General features: G+C 67.6%; 19 protein-coding genes. All 19 read left to right on the plus strand.

All coding sequences use genetic code 11. From position 1 onward, the window contains the following. Position 1 precedes the first annotated feature (1 nt). The 19 genes from KF785_09635 to KF785_09725 all read left to right on the plus strand — a co-directional run bounded on the left by KF785_09635 (position 2) and on the right by KF785_09725 (position 14922). Positions 2-598, plus strand: a complete 597-nt coding sequence (locus tag KF785_09635) for a riboflavin synthase (protein ID MBX3147017.1) — start codon at positions 2-4, stop codon at positions 596-598. A gap of 16 nt (positions 599-614) precedes the next feature. Next, positions 615-1820, plus strand: a complete 1206-nt coding sequence (locus KF785_09640; protein MBX3147018.1) for a bifunctional 3,4-dihydroxy-2-butanone-4-phosphate synthase/GTP cyclohydrolase II — start codon at positions 615-617, stop codon at positions 1818-1820. 7 nt (positions 1821-1827) lie between these two features. Then, entirely contained in the window at positions 1828-2295 is a 468-nt protein-coding gene (locus tag KF785_09645; protein MBX3147019.1) for a 6,7-dimethyl-8-ribityllumazine synthase, read from the plus strand. Next, entirely contained in the window at positions 2292-2705 is a 414-nt protein-coding gene (gene nusB, locus KF785_09650) for a transcription antitermination factor NusB (protein MBX3147020.1), read from the plus strand. Before KF785_09645 ends, nusB begins: the two co-directional genes overlap by 4 nt. Next, complete coding sequence (locus tag KF785_09655; protein ID MBX3147021.1) at positions 2702-3832, plus strand: glycosyltransferase family 4 protein; 1131 nt, start codon at positions 2702-2704, stop codon at positions 3830-3832. Before nusB ends, KF785_09655 begins: the two co-directional genes overlap by 4 nt. Further along, a complete protein-coding gene (locus KF785_09660; protein ID MBX3147022.1) occupies positions 3829-4143 on the plus strand; it encodes a ribosome-associated translation inhibitor RaiA in 315 nt (104 codons plus the stop codon). Before KF785_09655 ends, KF785_09660 begins: the two co-directional genes overlap by 4 nt. Then, complete coding sequence (gene hprK, locus KF785_09665; protein ID MBX3147023.1) at positions 4140-5105, plus strand: HPr(Ser) kinase/phosphatase; 966 nt, start codon at positions 4140-4142, stop codon at positions 5103-5105. The genes KF785_09660 and hprK overlap by 4 nt, the downstream gene beginning before the upstream one ends. Next, positions 5102-5476, plus strand: a complete 375-nt coding sequence (locus KF785_09670) for a hypothetical protein (protein ID MBX3147024.1) — start codon at positions 5102-5104, stop codon at positions 5474-5476. Before hprK ends, KF785_09670 begins: the two co-directional genes overlap by 4 nt. Continuing rightward, positions 5477-5953: a PTS sugar transporter subunit IIB gene (locus tag KF785_09675; GenBank protein ID MBX3147025.1), complete on the plus strand. Its 477-nt coding sequence runs from the start codon at positions 5477-5479 to the stop codon at positions 5951-5953. Further along, on the plus strand, positions 5950-6615 hold the full coding sequence (locus KF785_09680; GenBank protein MBX3147026.1) for a PTS sugar transporter subunit IIC: 666 nt from the start codon (positions 5950-5952) through the stop codon (positions 6613-6615). Before KF785_09675 ends, KF785_09680 begins: the two co-directional genes overlap by 4 nt. After that, on the plus strand, positions 6612-7343 hold the full coding sequence (locus KF785_09685; protein ID MBX3147027.1) for a PTS system mannose/fructose/sorbose family transporter subunit IID: 732 nt from the start codon (positions 6612-6614) through the stop codon (positions 7341-7343). Before KF785_09680 ends, KF785_09685 begins: the two co-directional genes overlap by 4 nt. Then, a complete protein-coding gene (locus KF785_09690; protein ID MBX3147028.1) occupies positions 7340-7603 on the plus strand; it encodes an HPr family phosphocarrier protein in 264 nt (87 codons plus the stop codon). The genes KF785_09685 and KF785_09690 overlap by 4 nt, the downstream gene beginning before the upstream one ends. Next, a complete protein-coding gene (gene ptsP / locus KF785_09695) occupies positions 7600-9363 on the plus strand; it encodes a phosphoenolpyruvate--protein phosphotransferase (GenBank protein MBX3147029.1) in 1764 nt (587 codons plus the stop codon). The genes KF785_09690 and ptsP overlap by 4 nt, the downstream gene beginning before the upstream one ends. 87 nt (positions 9364-9450) lie before the next feature. Continuing rightward, the gene (gene metK / locus KF785_09700) at positions 9451-10677 is read left to right on the plus strand and encodes a methionine adenosyltransferase (GenBank protein MBX3147030.1); all 1227 of its coding nucleotides are present in this window, start codon (positions 9451-9453) and stop codon (positions 10675-10677) included. A gap of 14 nt (positions 10678-10691) precedes the next feature. Further along, the gene (locus KF785_09705) at positions 10692-11189 is read left to right on the plus strand and encodes a bifunctional nuclease family protein (GenBank protein ID MBX3147031.1); all 498 of its coding nucleotides are present in this window, start codon (positions 10692-10694) and stop codon (positions 11187-11189) included. Further along, positions 11186-12301, plus strand: a complete 1116-nt coding sequence (locus tag KF785_09710) for a hypothetical protein (protein MBX3147032.1) — start codon at positions 11186-11188, stop codon at positions 12299-12301. The genes KF785_09705 and KF785_09710 overlap by 4 nt, the downstream gene beginning before the upstream one ends. After that, positions 12267-13178 carry an ABC transporter substrate-binding protein gene (locus KF785_09715; GenBank protein MBX3147033.1) on the plus strand — a complete coding sequence of 304 codons (912 nt, stop codon included), beginning with the start codon at positions 12267-12269 and terminating at the stop codon, positions 13176-13178. Before KF785_09710 ends, KF785_09715 begins: the two co-directional genes overlap by 35 nt. After that, on the plus strand, positions 13175-14140 hold the full coding sequence (locus tag KF785_09720) for an iron ABC transporter permease (protein ID MBX3147034.1): 966 nt from the start codon (positions 13175-13177) through the stop codon (positions 14138-14140). Before KF785_09715 ends, KF785_09720 begins: the two co-directional genes overlap by 4 nt. Beyond that, positions 14140-14922: an ABC transporter ATP-binding protein gene (locus tag KF785_09725; protein MBX3147035.1), complete on the plus strand. Its 783-nt coding sequence runs from the start codon at positions 14140-14142 to the stop codon at positions 14920-14922. The genes KF785_09720 and KF785_09725 overlap by 1 nt, the downstream gene beginning before the upstream one ends. Positions 14923-14941: the final 19 nt, after the last annotated feature.

Genomic DNA, 14941 nt, shown 5'->3' on the forward strand with positions numbered 1-14941 from the left:
CATGTTCACCGGCCTCATTACCGCAATCGGTCGGATCGAGAGTGCCAAGGCGACCCGTAGTGGTGGTCTCGATCTGGTGATTCGGGCGCCCTACCGCGGGCTCGCCATCGGGGAAAGCATTGCGGTCGACGGGGCCTGCCTAACGGTCGAGCGCCGGGTTCGCGGCGGCTTTCGGGTCCACGCGATTGCGACGACCCTGGAGCGGACCCTGCTCGGCGAGCTGGTGCCGGGGAGCCGGGTCAACCTGGAGCGAGCGGCCCGGGTCGGCGACCGGCTGGGCGGCCATCTCGTCCAGGGCCACGTCGACGGGATTGCGACCGTGACAGGGACCCGCCGCGCCGGCGACGCCTGGCTGGTCGACCTCAAGGTGCCCCGGGCGGTGGCGGCGGTGTCGATTCCGCTCGGGTCGATCACCGTGGCGGGGGTCAGTCTTACCGTGAATGCGATCCCCAAAGTCGGTACTATTCAGATCTCGCTGATTCCCCACACCCTGGCGGTGACCACGCTCGGGGAGCTGGTGCGGGGCAGTCGGGTTCACGTCGAGGGCGACGTGATCGGGAAGTACGTCAAACATCTGGTCGGGAGTCGCCGCGGCTAGCGGCGGTGCAGGCAATATGGGTTTTGGAACGATCGAGCAGGCGATCAGTGACCTCCGCAACGGCAAGTGCATCATCGTGGCGGACGACGAGGATCGGGAAAACGAAGGCGATCTCGTTGCGGCGGCCGAACTGGTGACGCCCGACCTGATCAACTTCATGACGATTCACGGGCGTGGGCTGATTTGTCTCACGCTGACGCCTGAGCGATGCGATCAGCTCGGGCTGCCACAGATGACGCTGGAAAACTCGGAATCGATGGGTACGGCCTTTACCGTCAGTATCGATGCCGAGCGGCGCTTCGGGGTCACCACCGGGATCTCGGCCGCCGACCGCGCGCGCACCATCCAGGTGGCCATTCGTCCGGAAACCCAGCCGAACGATCTGCGCCGCCCGGGCCACATTTTTCCGCTTCGGGCTCGGCCCGGCGGTGTGCTGCAGCGGGTCGGTCAGACCGAGGCAGGGGTCGATCTTGCGCGCCTGGCAGGGCTCGCGCCCGCGGGCGTGATCTGCGAAATCCTCAATCCCGACGGCACCATGGCTCGCCGGACCGAGCTCTTCGAGTTTGCCGAACGGCACGGGCTGACCTTCGTGACGGTGGCGCAGCTGGTGGCGTACCGGTTGACCCAGGAGCGGCTGGTGCACCGGATTGCGGAGGCGCGCCTGCCGACGCCGCACGGGGTCTTCCGGATCGTCGGCTATCGAAATGATGTCGATGCAGCCGAGCATGTCGCCCTGGTCTATGGTGACGCGGAGGGGCAGCCCGACCTGCTCGTGCGGATGCACTCCAAGTGCCTGACCGGGGACGTGTTCCACTCGCTGCGCTGCGACTGCGGCGAGCAGCTCGATGCCGCGATGCGCCAAGTGGCCGAGGCGGGGCGGGGTGTGATCGTCTACCTCGACCAGGAAGGTCGCGGCATCGGCCTGCTCAACAAGCTGCGTGCCTACGAGCTGCAGGACAGCGGCGCCGATACGGTCCAGGCCAACCAGGACCTCGGCTTTGCGCCTGATCTGCGCAACTACGGCATTGGTGCGCAGATCCTGCGCGACCTCGGCCTCACGACCATTCGACTGATGACCAATAATCCGCGCAAAGTCGTCGGTGTCGATGCCTACGGCCTGTCGATCGTAGAACGGGTACCGCTGATCCTGCCCGCCACCGACGACAACCGCGCGTATCTCGCGACCAAGCGCGACAAGCTCGGTCATCTGATCGGTCACTGAGGCAGCGATGAACGAGTTACGCAGTCAGCTCCGCGCGACGGGCCGGATCGGTATCGTGGTGAGCAGCTATCATGAGCGGATTACCACCAAACTGCTCGAAGGAGCGTTGGCCTGCTGCCGCGACGCGGGCGTACCCGATTCGGCTGTCGATGTCGTCTGGGTCAGCGGCGCCTTCGAACTGGGCAGCGTCACCGCGGCGCTGGCCGAGCAGGGTCGGTACACCGCGCTCGTCGCGATCGGGGTCGTGATTCGGGGTGAAACCCCGCACTTCGAGTTCGTGGCGGGCGAAACGTCGCGCGCGCTTGGCACGGTGTCGACGGCGCGGGCCTTGCCGGTGGGCTTCGGCCTGCTCACGGTCGACACCATGGCGCAGGCACTCGAGCGCGCCGGCGGCTCCGCAGGCAACAAGGGATACGAAGCGGCCGAGGCCGCGATTCGGGCGGCCGACGTGATCCGCCAGGTGAGGGCATCGTGAGGCTCCGGACCGAAACCCGCGGTCGGGCCCGCGCACTGCAGCTCCTCTATGCCGCCGAGACGCTGGATCGCCCGCTGGCGAGTGTGGTGCCCGGGCTGGCCAAGCTGACCGGCCCCGAGCCCACTGTGCTGGACTTGGCGGAGCGTTTGGCGCAGGAGGTCTGGGACGCGCGGAAGGAACTCGATGCGCTGCTCCAGGACGCCACCGACAACTGGCGGATCGAGCGGCTCGCCGCGATCGACCGCAACATCCTCCGGATCGGCGCCTACGAGTTGCGCAGCGGCCAGGTGCCGCCCCGCGTGGCCATCGATGAGGCGCTCTGGGTGGCCCACCGGTTCGGAACGCCCCAGTCGCCGCCGTTTGTCAATGGCGTGCTCGACCGCGTAGCCCGGAGCCTCGGCCTCTTGTGAGGATCCTGCTGTTCAACTGGCAGGACCTCGACAATCCGCACGCCGGTGGCGCTGAGATCCACCTGTTCGAACTCTTCAGCCGCCTGGTTGCCCGCGGACATCAGGTTCATCTCGTCTGCGCCGGCTGGCCCGGCGCCCCGCCGACCGCGGTTCGCGATGGCATCACGATCGAGCGTCATGGGGGCCGGCACAGCTTTGCGCTCCGCGGACGTCGGGCGGTGCGGCGGGCGCTGCGGAGCGGCTCGTACGACGTGCTGGTCGAGGACGTCAACAAGCTGCCGCTCTACTGCGCAGCTGGCGTTGATGTGCCGTCCTGCGTCCTCGTGCCCCACCTCTTCGGTACCACGGCGTACCACGAGGCCTCGTGGCCCATGGCCACGGCGGTGGTCCTGGCTGAGCGGCTGATGCCGATCGCGTATCGCCGATCCTGGTTTCATGTTATCAGTGAGAGCACCCGGGACGACCTGGTCGCCCGGGGCATTCCGAGTGACCGGATTACGGTCATTCACCCGGGCATTGACCCGGTTGCCTTTGCGCCGGACCCGGCCCTTGACCGGTCCGACCCTCCCTCCTTCTTATATGTAGGGCGGTTGAAGCGGTACAAGGGCGTCGACCTGGCCATTCGGGCCTTGGAGCTGGTGCATCGCGACCGCCCGGAGGTTCGGCTGGACATTGCCGGCTCCGGCGACGACCGCCCCCGTCTGGAGGCGCTGGTCGCCACACTCGGCCTCGGGAAATCGGTCCGATTTCACGGGTTCGTCGATGACGCGGTCAAGCTCAGGCTCCTGCGCACGACCTGGGCCAATCTGTTTCCTTCACCCAAGGAGGGATGGGGCATCACCGTAATGGAGGCGGCGGCATCTGGAACCCCCTCCATTGCTTCGGACAGTCCCGGCCTGCGGGATTCCGTGCGGGCAGGCGAGACTGGCCTTCTGGTGCCACACGGCGACCCGGTCGCCCTGGCCCGGCAAATGCTGGCGTTGGTGTCTGAGCCTGCCACGGTGGCCCGCCTGGGCGCCGCAGCTCGACAGCACGCGGAGCGCTGGACCTGGGACGACGCGGCGGCTCGAACCGAACGGCACCTGCAGGAAATCATCAATCGGGTAACCCGAGGAGAAGCCACATGATGACGACCGTCACTGCCCGCCACTGTGAAATCACGGATCTGCTTCGTGAGCGAGCCATCTCCATTATGGATCGCCTCGAGCATTTCTCACCACATACGCTGGAGAGCCAGGTAGTCTTCGACCTCGTTCCCGAGGGCCATCAGGCTGAAGTCCGATTGCATGTCCGGCGTGGTCAGGTGCTGGTCGGCAGTGCGGTAGGTCCGGATCACCGGACCGCGCTCGATCGAGCGGAGGACAAGGTTCGTCGACAGCTCGAACGGTCGACCACGCAGGCCCGACGCGATCGTCGGGTGGCGAGTATCCGTCAGTGAGCCTGCGGCTTCGGGAGCTTCTGGTTCGTCACGGCAATCCGCTGCAGCTCGAATCGCTGACGGGGGAGGTTGGGCTCGACCGGACGCTCCAGGAAGCCGACATCTCGAGCCCGGGACTGGTGCTGGCCGGGTACACGGGTCGATTCGTACCCGAACGGCTCCATGTCCTGGGTGAGACGGAAATCAGCTATCTCTCCTCGCTGCCCGACGACTTTCGGCGCGAGGTCCTGACCAAGTTCTTCAGTTACGACCTGCCCGGGGTCTTCATCACCAAGGGGCAAAGCCCGCCCGAGCCGATGATCACCGCAGCGCGCGACCGGGGCATTGCGGTGCTTCGAACCGCGCTCAAGACGGCCGAGTTCTACCGAGCGGCCAAACCGATCATCGAGGCGGCGTTTGCCCCGACCACCACGTTGCATGGCTCGCTGGCCGACGTCTACGGCGTCGGTCTCCTCTTTACCGGCCGGAGCGGCATCGGCAAGAGCGAGTGCGTCCTCGACCTGGTCGAGCGCGGCCACCGGCTGGTGGCTGATGACGTCGTGATTGCAACCTTGCGCGGCGCCGATGTGCTGATCGGGCGGGGCCACGACCTTGCGGCGCATCACATGGAGATACGCGGAGTCGGCCTGATCGACATTCCCGCGCTGTTCGGGATCCGGGCGGTGCGACAGCAGAAGCGGATCGAGGTGATCGTTCACCTCGAAGACTGGAACACCGCCGGCGAAGTCGATCGTACCGGACTCTCGCGGCTCGAGACGACGGTGCTGGGCATCAAGGTGCCCAAGGTCGTGGTGCCGCTCAATCCCGGTAAGAATCTCACGGTCATTTCGGAGGTCGTCGCGATGACGCATCTATTGCGACTGACCGGAGTCGATTCGGCCACGGCATTCAATGATCGCCTGATCAAGCGGATGAAAGAGCAACGCGGCTTGCGGGAGTATCTCCAAGAGGACTACGAATGAGCGAGCTCTTGCGCGGCGCGGTCGTCTGCCACGGCGACCTCGCGGCGGCGCTGGTGGCGGCGGTGGAGTCGGTCAGCGGAGTTCGTGACGCGCTGGTACCGATCTCGAACGAGGGTTGCGACAAGGGGCTCCTCCAGCGGCGCGTCGCCGCCGCGCTGCCGCCCGGGCCTGGCATCCTCTTCGTCGATATGCCGGCCGGATCGTGTCTCCTCGCCGCACGTCGAGAACTCGCCGGGCGCGAGGATGTCCGGGTTATTACCGGCGTCAATCTGGCCATGCTGGTCGAGTTCGTCTTTCGGCGCGATCTTCCGCTCGACGAAGCGGTGCGTCGGATCGTCGAGAGCGGCTCCCGTGCCGTCGGAGTCCGCTAGGTGGGCATTGTCGTGGCGCGGATCGACGACCGGCTGGTCCACGGCCAGGTCGTGATCGGGTGGGGCAGGCCCTACGAGATCGGCCGGATCGTGCTGGTCGACGCCGAGGTCGCGGCGAGTGACTTCGAGCAGGATCTCTATCGCATGGCCGTGCCCGAGGGCATCGCCGTCGAGTTTCTCGCGCCTGACGAGGCGCCGCTGCGGTTGACGGCATTGGCCACCGGCCCGGAGCGCGTCCTGGTGCTGACCGGAACCGTGGCAGCCATGGCCGATCTGGTGCGCGGCTTCGATGGGATTCGGGCCGTCAACGTCGGCGGGGTGCACGCCGGGCCGGGACGTCGTGAGTACCTCCGCTTCATTTATCTCACCGATGCCGAGCTGGCGGACCTCAAAGCCATCGCGGCGTCGGGCGTGGCGGTGTCGGCGCAGGATCTGCCGACCTCGCCCCCGGTCGATGTCGGAGACCTTCGCGCGTGACGCTGGTGCTGCTCTGGCTCTGGGCCACGCTGGCGGGGCTCGATCTCGTGAGCGTGCTGCAGACACTGCTGTCGCGCCCGCTCATCGTCGGGGCGGCGGCCGGGGCGCTGGCAGGCGACGTCGAGGCAGGACTCCGAGTCGGGGCCCTGCTCGAGTTGTTTGCGCTGGATGTGGTGCCGGTGGGTAGCTCCCGCTATCCCGATTTCGGCGCGGCAACCGTCGCGGCCACGCTGATTGCGGCGGGCCACGACTGGCCCGTGGTGCTTGGCGTGGCGGCCGGAGCTGGCATCGTACTCGGCATTGCCGCGGGAACGACCCTGCCGATGACGCGACGGCTTTCCGCGGTAACGGTGCAGCGATTCAGCGACCGGCTCGGTCGCGGCGATGCCGCAGCGGTGGCGCGGGTACATTGGACCTGCCTGGGCTATGATGTCGGCCGGAGTGCTCTGGTCGGTGCAATCGCAGTGGGGATCGGCGCGCTGGTGGCCGCAACCCGCTGGTCGCCGCCCGCTGCGCTTGGCATGGCGCTCACCACGGTGGCCCTCGCCGGCGGCGCCTGGTCGGTGGCGCACGGCGCGGTGGCCAGCGCGCGCTCCGGACCCCGCTGGCGCTGGGTCGCGGCCGGCACGGCGGTCGGCGTGCTCGGAGCGAGCCTGCTGTGAAGCCGCTTGGACGGGTGGTTGCGCGGCTCCTGATTCTGCAGAGCTCATGGACCTACGAGCGGATGCAGGGCGTGGGCACCGGTTACGCCAGTCTGCCGCTGCTGGACGAGTTGCGCGCCGATCCCGAGCGTCACGCCGCGGCGGTGTCTCGTTCGACCGAGCTCTTCAACGCGCATCCGTACCTGGCGGGCATTGCCGTCGGTGCCGCCGCCCGCGCCGAGCTCGACGGCAAGCCGGGGACCACCGTGCAGCGGCTCAAGACCGCGCTGGCTGGTCCGCTCGGCGCGCTGGGCGACCAACTCTTCTGGATCGGGGTGGTGCCGGCCGCCATGGCCGTGCTGTTGCTGGCCGTGATGGCCTTCGGGGCCGGTGCGGTGGTGATCGGTGTCTTGGGCTACGCGCTGCTGCGCCTTTATGTCACCTATTGGGGCGTCAAGCTCGGCTACGGTGCCGGCGTGGACGTCGCGGCCGCTCTCAAACGGTCCCGGCTGGCTGAGCGGGTAGGGCAGGTGGGGCTGGCGGCGGGCTTCATGGTGGCTCTGGCGGTGCCATTGGTGATCCGCTGGCTGTTGGTGCCCGAGACCGCAGGGCCCGGCGTGGCGGCGGCGAGCGTCGGCGCGGTCGGGGGCACGGTTGCAGCGCTGGTCCGGGTTCGGGTGCCGAGCGCCCGACAGATTACCCTGGCAACGATGGCTGTCGTCCTTCTCTGGTACTGGAGTGTTCTGTGACCGAACGCACCGCGACGATCGTCAATCCGCTTGGCCTGCACGCCCGTCCGGCTGCGCAGCTGGTCAAGCTGGCCGCCGGCTTTGCCTGCAGCATCGAGCTCGAGAAAGACGGGCAGGCCACTAACGGCAAGAGCATCATGGGCGTGATGATGCTTGCGGCGGAGCAGGGCAGCGCCCTGGTGATCCGCACCGACGGCGTCGATGAGTCGGCCGCGATGGACGCGCTGGTGGCGCTGATTGCCTCCGGGTTCGGCGAATGAGCGAAGCACGGACTCTGCGCGCGGTCGGCGTGTCGCCCGGAATCGCCTATGGGCCGGCGGCGGTGCTTGAGCGCAGGTTCCCGGATGTGCCTGATCGTTCGGTCACACCCGAGGAGGTCGATCAGGAAGTCGAACGTCTCCGCCTGGCAGTCGAGGCCGTGGTCCAGCACCTCGACCATCTCCGCGAGCGGGTGCTGCATTCCGCCGGACTCGAAGAGTCTCAGATATTCGAGGCTCAGATCCTGATGGCCCAGGATCCGGATTTTCTGGCGTCCGTCGAGCATTTGATTCGCAAGAACAAGCTGAGCGCGGAGACAGCCTATGAGTTCAAGGCACTCGAACTGCGCGTGGCCTTTGCGGAAGCCGCCAATCTGCGGATGCGCGAACGCCTGACCGACCTGACCGCGGTTCAGATCCATACGCTGCGACATTTGATGGGGCGTCCCGACGACGAACTCGCCGCGGTGCGCAGGCAGGAGCATGTCATTATCGTGGCCCGAGAACTGTCACCCGGACTCACGGTCCAGCTCGATCGTGACCAGTTGCTGGGTCTCGTCAGCGAAGAGGGAACCCGGACGTCTCACGCGGCGATCCTGGCGCATTCGCTCGGTATCCCGGCCGTGATGGGCGCCTCAGGGGCGCTGGCCCGGATTCAGGCCGATACCATGGTCCTGATCGACGGTTACACCGGTACCGTGGTGATCGATCCGACGCCCGATGAGCTCGAGTTCGCGCGGGCGCGGGCCAACCGGCGCCTCAAGCTCGGCCTGGCGCTCGAAGGCGCCGCGAGCCAGCCGGCCGTCACGCCGGATGGGGTCGAGGTCACCTTGATGGGCAACGTCGACCTGCCGGAGGAAATCGACGTGGCAGTCCGGCACGGCGCCCAGGGCGTCGGTCTGCTGCGCACCGAGTTGCTGGTGGCCGGGCGGGCCCATGTGCCGACCGAGCTGGAACAGCTCGAGTACTTTCGCCGAGTCTGTGCTGCCTTTCCGAATCACCCGGTGGTGATTCGCACCTACGACCTCGGCGGCGACAAGTTCCCGGCTGCCTTCGAGACTCACGCCGAGGCGAATCCGTTCCTGGGTTGGCGCTCGATCCGGGTCTGTCTCGATCGGCCGGAGATCTTTCGGCCCCAGCTGCGCGCGTTGCTGCGGATTGCGGCGGAGCGGCAGGTCAAGGTCATGCTGCCCCTGGTAACTCGGGTCGACGAGGTCTTGGCCACGCGCGACCTGGTACACCAGGAGGCGGCGCAGCTGGCGTCGACCGGTGTTCGTGCCTCGGACTCGCTCGAACTCGGTGTCATGATCGAGACCCCCGCCGCGGTCGTGATTGCCGACCGGCTGGCGGCCGTGTCGCAGTTCTTCAGTGTCGGCACCAACGACCTGACCCAGTATACCCTGGCGGTCGATCGCGGAAGTGCGCACCTGGCGTCTCGTTTCACCCCGCTCGATCCGGCCGTGCTGCGCCAGCTCGAGGCCGTGCGCGTCGCGGCCCAGAACGCCTCCATTCCGGTCAGCATCTGCGGCGAAATGGCCTCGGATCCGCTCAGCGCGGTTCTGCTGGTCGGTATGGGGTTTACCATCCTGAGCGTGGCGCCGCCAACCCTGCCGCTGGTCAAATGGATGGTTCGCAACGTCCCCGCGTCGGTCAGTCAGGAGGCAGCACGCCAGGCCCTCCTTGCCCCCGATGTCGCGAGCATCACGCGCATCCTGCAACAAGCCGTGCAAGGCTATGTCGACCAACGACTTCTAGCCCCCTGATTCGGTTGCCGCCCGGTCGCGGGGCGACTAGGTTTCCGCCCGAGTTTGCAGCCTCATTTTTTTATCACTTTTCCCGGATCGATGCCCATGGCTCGCGCGCCGCGCCACGTCTTCACTTCCGAATCGGTCACCGAAGGCCATCCCGACAAGGTGGCCGATCAGATTTCCGACGCCGTCCTGGATGCCATCCTCGTCAAGGATCCGGTTGCGCGGGTGGCGTGTGAGACGCTGGTCACGACCGGGATGGCCGTTGTGGCCGGCGAGATTTCGACGACGACCTACGTTCACATTCCCGACATCGTTCGCGATACCATCGCTTCGATCGGCTACACCGACGCCTCGTTCGGCTTCGACAGCCGCACCTGCGCCGTGTTGTCGTCGATCGATCGGCAGTCGCCCGACATTGCGATGGGCGTCGACGTCAAGAAGGATCGGGAGCAGGGCGCGGGCGACCAGGGCATGATGTTCGGCTATGCCACTCGCGAAACTCGCGAGCGGATGCCACTGCCGATCATTCTGTCGCACCGCATTGCGGAGCGGCTGGCTGCCGTGCGCAAAGGCCTCCATGGCCTGGAGCAGATCGACTGGCTCCGGCCCGACGGCAAGAGCCAAGTGTCGGTCGAGTACGAGGGCGATCGTCCGGTCGCGGTCAAAACCGTGGTCGTCTCGACCCAGCACGCCGAGCGGGTGGGCAACCGTCAGCTTTCCCACAACACCATTCGCGACACCGTGATCAGTGAAGTGATTCGTCCGGTGCTGGAGAAGGCCGGCTTCGAGTCGCGGGGCATCAAGTTCCTGATCAATCCGACGGGTCGTTTCGTGATCGGCGGACCGCACGGTGATGCCGGTTTGACTGGTCGGAAGATCATCGTCGATACCTACGGCGGCATGGCCCGCCACGGGGGCGGGGCTTTCAGCGGCAAGGATCCCTCGAAGGTCGACCGTTCGGCCGCCTATGCGGTGCGCTGGGTGGCGAAGAACATCGTCGAAGCCAAGCTGGCGGCGCGTTGTGAAGTGCAGGTGGCCTACGCCATCGGGGTGGCGCAGCCGGTTTCGGTCATGGTCAACACCTTCGGCACCGGCGAGCTGCCCGATGCCAGGCTCGAGCGGATCGTCAGCGAGGTGTTCGACCTGACGCCGGCCGGGATTACCGCGGCGCTCAAGCTCCGCCGGCCGATTTACCGCCCCACGGCGGCCTACGGTCATTTCGGCCGCCGGCCTGTGTCGGCCAAGGTCGGCGGCAAGCAAGTCACCCTGTTTCCCTGGGAAGAGACGAGCAAAGTCCGGGATCTCTTGACCGCTGCCAAGAGGTAGGCCACCCTTCCGGCATGGTTCGGATGACGGTGGCCCATCTTGGCGTCGAGCGGAGCACCAACACCCCGGTGGTGGTGCTGCATGAGGTTGGCGGCAGCCGCAGTCTTCAGATCTGGATCGGTGCCTCGGAAGCCAACGCCATTGCCGTGGAACTCCGGGGCGAGCATCCGTCCCGCCCGATGACGCACGACTTGCTCAAACAATTGTTGCGGGGGCTCGGTGGCGAGTTGCGCCGGGTCTCGGTAACGGCCCTCCGTGACAACACCTACTACGCCGAGCTGCTGGTGGCACGTGGCGATCACTTGTTCGTGATCGATGCCCGACCCTCGGACAGCATTGCGCTGGCGCTTCGCTTCGACGCGCCGATTTTCGTCAGTGAGGATCTGCTGCGGGACGAGGGCGATGGCGGCCCGTCCGGCCCGGCCGCCGACGACCCCACGGCAGGCGCCGAGGCGCTCAAGCGGTTTCTCTCGAAGCTCGACCCGGAAGATCTGGGACGGTTCCAGCCATGACCGTCCGCTGGGCCCTCGCACTGCTGGCGGTGGGGGCGCTGCCCCTCGCTGCCCAGCGACCGACTCGCGCCGAGGGCACGGTCATTCGTCCGCAGCTGGCTGACACGACGCCGGTCGGCGGGGTGCGCGTGGTGCTGCATCAGGTCGGCCGCGCCACTCAGGGGCCGCTCGACACCGTGCAGACCGATCGGCGTGGTCGTTTTGCCTTCCGGTTCCCGGCCGATTCCACGGCCAACTACCTGGTGAGCGTCCGCTACGCCGGAATCGAGTACTTCTCCACGCCGCTCGCGACCAATCCCGCACGGCCGGACACGATGGTGCAGCTCTTCGTGTTCGACACGGCCTCGACCACGACCATCTCCGCGCGCAGCCGCACCCTGGTCGTGGGTGCGGCTGACGCGATCGGTGCGCGTACGGTGGTCGACTGGCTGGTCATCGATAATCGGGGCGTCACAACCCGGGTCGGAGCCGATTCGCTGGCGCCGACCTGGGCGGCGCCGTTGCCCGCCGGCGTGCGGAACCAGCAGGTGGGCGGCGGGGCGCTGTCGCAGCTCTCGCCCGACGCCGTCGAGTTCCGCGACGACAGCGTGTTCGTCTTTGCGCCGCTGTCGCCTGGTGAAAAGGAGCTGCTGCTCCAGTATGAAGTGCCGGCCGGGCAGCGACGCCTCGAGCTGGCGACGGTCGGGATCGACTCGGTCGACGTCTTCGTCGAAGAGGAAACGGTCCGAGTCGAAGGTGGGCGTTGGATCCAGGGACCGCCCCAGATGTTCGAGGGCCGCTCCTTCCGTCGCTTTGTTGCGCCAGGTGGCGAGGTTGGCCTCGCATTGGTGTTTCCCAGAACCTCGTTTGGTATAGCGGTGCTGCCCGTGGCCGTCGCGGGCACCGCTTTGGGCCTGCTGCTGCTCAGCTGGGTCGTGCTGAGGCGGCAGCGCCCAGAGACCCGGCGTTCGACGCCTTCGTCGGTCGAGCTCGCCGACCGGATCGCGGCGCTCGATCGAACTCTGGAAGAGCCGGGAACGTTGCCGGAGTTGCGCTCGCAACTCGAGCGCGACCGGGGTGCCCTGGCGGAGCAGCTTCGTGCGGCCCTCGCGTCGCGTCCTCGGCGAACCTGATCGCCGGGTTCGATCCCTGCAGGCCGCGCTGCTGGCTGCGTGGCTGGTCGGGTGCGCGCCGAGCCGCGACGCGGTACCTGCCATCACCCTCACCGATGATAGTGGGCACACCACGACGCTGGCCGCACCGGCCAGCCGCGTGGTCTCTCTGGTTCCCGCCGCCACGGAGTTGGTCTACGCGCTCGGCGCCGGCAGCACACTGGTGGGAAGAACCCGCTGGTGTGATTACCCCGCGGAAGCTCTCGAGGTGCCGTCGGTCGGCGATGGAATCATGCCGAACGTCGAAGCGGTGGTCGGCCAGCGCCCCGACCTCGTGCTGGCCTACCGTTCCCCCGGCAACGTCTCCGCCGTGACCAGACTGCGCGGGCTGGGCATTCCTGTGCTGGAAATCGCCATCGATCAGCTCAGTGACTTCGAACGCGATGCCCGGCTGCTCGCCGCCGCGCTCGGTCGGTCGGCAGCCGGTGACAGCCTGGTCGAGCAGACCCGCGCGGATCTCGAGGCCGCCTCCGCCGTGCGCGCTAAGCCACCGACCGTGCTGATCGTCAGCTGGAGCGACCCGCCCATCGTGATCGGGGCGGGGAGCTTCCTCAACGAAATTCTCCACCGTGCCGGCGCGGTCAACCTGTACGGCGACAGCGATCGTCCCTCGTTTGTCGTCTCGATCGAATCAGTCGTCGATCGCGATCCGGATTGGATCCTCGTCGTCGGTGACAGCGAGCCTGCATTCCTGGGCAAGCCGGAATGGCAGGTCGTACCCGCGGTTCGGGAACGACGCCTGCTGCGGGTTTCGGGGTCGATGTTCAGCCGGCCGAGTCCGCGGATCGGGCAGGCGGTCCGACAGTTGCGCAGCGCGCTCGAGACCGCCGGTCGATGAAGTTCCTGCTGCTCTGTCTAGCGACCGTGGCGGCGGTGCTGGTGGCGCTGGCCATCGGTGCGGTGCCGCTGCCGCTGTCGCAAGTGGTCGACGGGGTGTTCAACCCCGACGGACCGGCCGGAACCATCGTCTGGCAACTGCGGATGCCGCGCATCCTCCTTGCCTTTGCGGTCGGCGGAGCGCTCGGGGTATCCGGGGCGGCGCTGCAGGCGCTGGTGCGGAATCCGCTGGCGGAACCGTATCTGCTGGGCATCTCCGGTGGGGCCGGGCTCGGCGCCGTCGCGGCCATCGCGCTCGGATTTGCGGGGCTCTTTGCCGTGCCGACCGCGGCTTTTCTCGGCGCGTTGGCAGCGTCCGCCGCTGTGTACGGTGTGGCGGTGGTGCAGGGGACCCGACTCGAGCCACGCGTTCTGGTGCTGGTGGGCGTGGTGATTGCCGCGCTCTGCGGAGCGCTCACGTCGGCGCTGCTGGCCCTCTCGGAGGCTGCGCAGCTTCGCAACGCGTTTCTCTGGTTGCTCGGCGGCTTTGCGGCGGCCAGCTGGCCGGCCGTCGGGGCGTTTACGGTCTATGCGCTGCTCCCGCTGGTCTATCTCTTCGGAGCTTCGAGGTCGCTCGATCTCCTCTCCCTCGGTGACGAGCCGGCTCACGCGCTCGGCCTTCGCACCGAGCTCACCAAGCGAACGGTGTTCCTCGCGACGGCCCTCCTGACGGCGGCCAGCGTGGCGGTCAGCGGCATGATCGGCTTCGTCGGTCTGCTGGCGCCCCACGCAATGCGCGGCTGGGTCGGACCGCGACATGGCGCCCTGCTGCCGGCCGTCTTCGTGGCCAGCGGCGGCCTGCTGATTCTTGCGGATGCCGTTGCTCGCACCGTTCTCCGTCCAGCGGAACTGCCGATCGGCGCCATCACGGCCCTGATCGGTGTACCACTCTTTGCCGCCTTGGTGCGGCGGTCACTGACCTGATGCTTGCCGCGCACGACGTCACCATCCGTTATCCGGGTGCTGCGCACCCGGCGGTGCACGGCGTCACCCTGGCCGTCGAGCCCGGACGGCTGGTTGCGGTGGTCGGCCCCAACGGCAGCGGCAAGACCAGCCTGCTGCGAGCGCTCCTGGGCTCGCTCCGACCCGACGCTGGGCGGGTCGAACTGGATGGCCGCCCGATCGAGGCCTGGAGCGCCAGGGATCGTGCCCGGCGGATTGCCGCCGTCGCGCAGCGTGAGGATTACCCCTTTTCCTGGCGAGTCGAAGAGCTGGTCGGGTTTGGCCGCTACGCCTGGCTCGGTGCCCTGGAGCCGCTCGGCGCGCGCGATCGGGCTGCCATTGCTGACGCGATGGCGCGGGCCGACGTCGCCGGACTGACCGGGCGTCGGATCGATACCCTGTCTGGGGGCGAGTGGCAGCGAGTTCGGATTGCGCGCGCCTTGGCGCAGGAGCCCGCCATTCTGCTGCTCGACGAGCCCACTGCATCGCTCGATCTCGGCCACGAGATGGAGATCTTCGAGTTGCTTCGCCGGCTCACCGACGGTGGAATCGCCAGCCTCGTCGTGACCCACCATCTCAACCTGGCGGCACGGTTCGCCGATGCGATGGTGCTGATGAACGAGGGTCGGGCGGTTGCGAGCGGGCCACCGGCCCAGGTGCTCGAAGCCGGCCTGGTCGAACGCGTCTTTGCCTGGCCGGTCGCCATTCGTGACGAGGATGGGGTGCCCCAGATCGTGCCGAGGCGCCGGCCCGACGGGGTTTGACCGGGCGCCATTTGCCCCG

Source organism: Gemmatimonadales bacterium (assembly GCA_019637315.1).
GTDB lineage: Bacteria > Gemmatimonadota > Gemmatimonadetes > Gemmatimonadales > GWC2-71-9 > SHZU01.

What these genes read in the sequence shown, in the direction of transcription:
- KF785_09635 (MBX3147017.1), top strand. Translation starts at nt 2, where the DNA reads ATGTTCACCGGCCTCATTACCGCAATCGGTCGGATCGAGAGTGCCAAG.
- KF785_09670 (MBX3147024.1), top strand. Translation starts at nt 5,102, where the DNA reads ATGAGCGAGCTCTTGCGCGGCGCGGTCGTCTGCCACGGCGACCTCGCG.
- KF785_09660 (MBX3147022.1), top strand. Translation starts at nt 3,829, where the DNA reads ATGATGACGACCGTCACTGCCCGCCACTGTGAAATCACGGATCTGCTT.
- KF785_09645 (MBX3147019.1), top strand. Translation starts at nt 1,828, where the DNA reads ATGAACGAGTTACGCAGTCAGCTCCGCGCGACGGGCCGGATCGGTATC.
- ptsP (MBX3147029.1), top strand. Translation starts at nt 7,600, where the DNA reads ATGAGCGAAGCACGGACTCTGCGCGCGGTCGGCGTGTCGCCCGGAATC.
- KF785_09720 (MBX3147034.1), top strand. Translation starts at nt 13,175, where the DNA reads ATGAAGTTCCTGCTGCTCTGTCTAGCGACCGTGGCGGCGGTGCTGGTG.
- KF785_09640 (MBX3147018.1), top strand. Translation starts at nt 615, where the DNA reads ATGGGTTTTGGAACGATCGAGCAGGCGATCAGTGACCTCCGCAACGGC.
- metK (MBX3147030.1), top strand. Translation starts at nt 9,451, where the DNA reads ATGGCTCGCGCGCCGCGCCACGTCTTCACTTCCGAATCGGTCACCGAA.
- KF785_09710 (MBX3147032.1), top strand. Translation starts at nt 11,186, where the DNA reads ATGACCGTCCGCTGGGCCCTCGCACTGCTGGCGGTGGGGGCGCTGCCC.
- KF785_09725 (MBX3147035.1), top strand. Translation starts at nt 14,140, where the DNA reads ATGCTTGCCGCGCACGACGTCACCATCCGTTATCCGGGTGCTGCGCAC.
- KF785_09705 (MBX3147031.1), top strand. Translation starts at nt 10,692, where the DNA reads ATGGTTCGGATGACGGTGGCCCATCTTGGCGTCGAGCGGAGCACCAAC.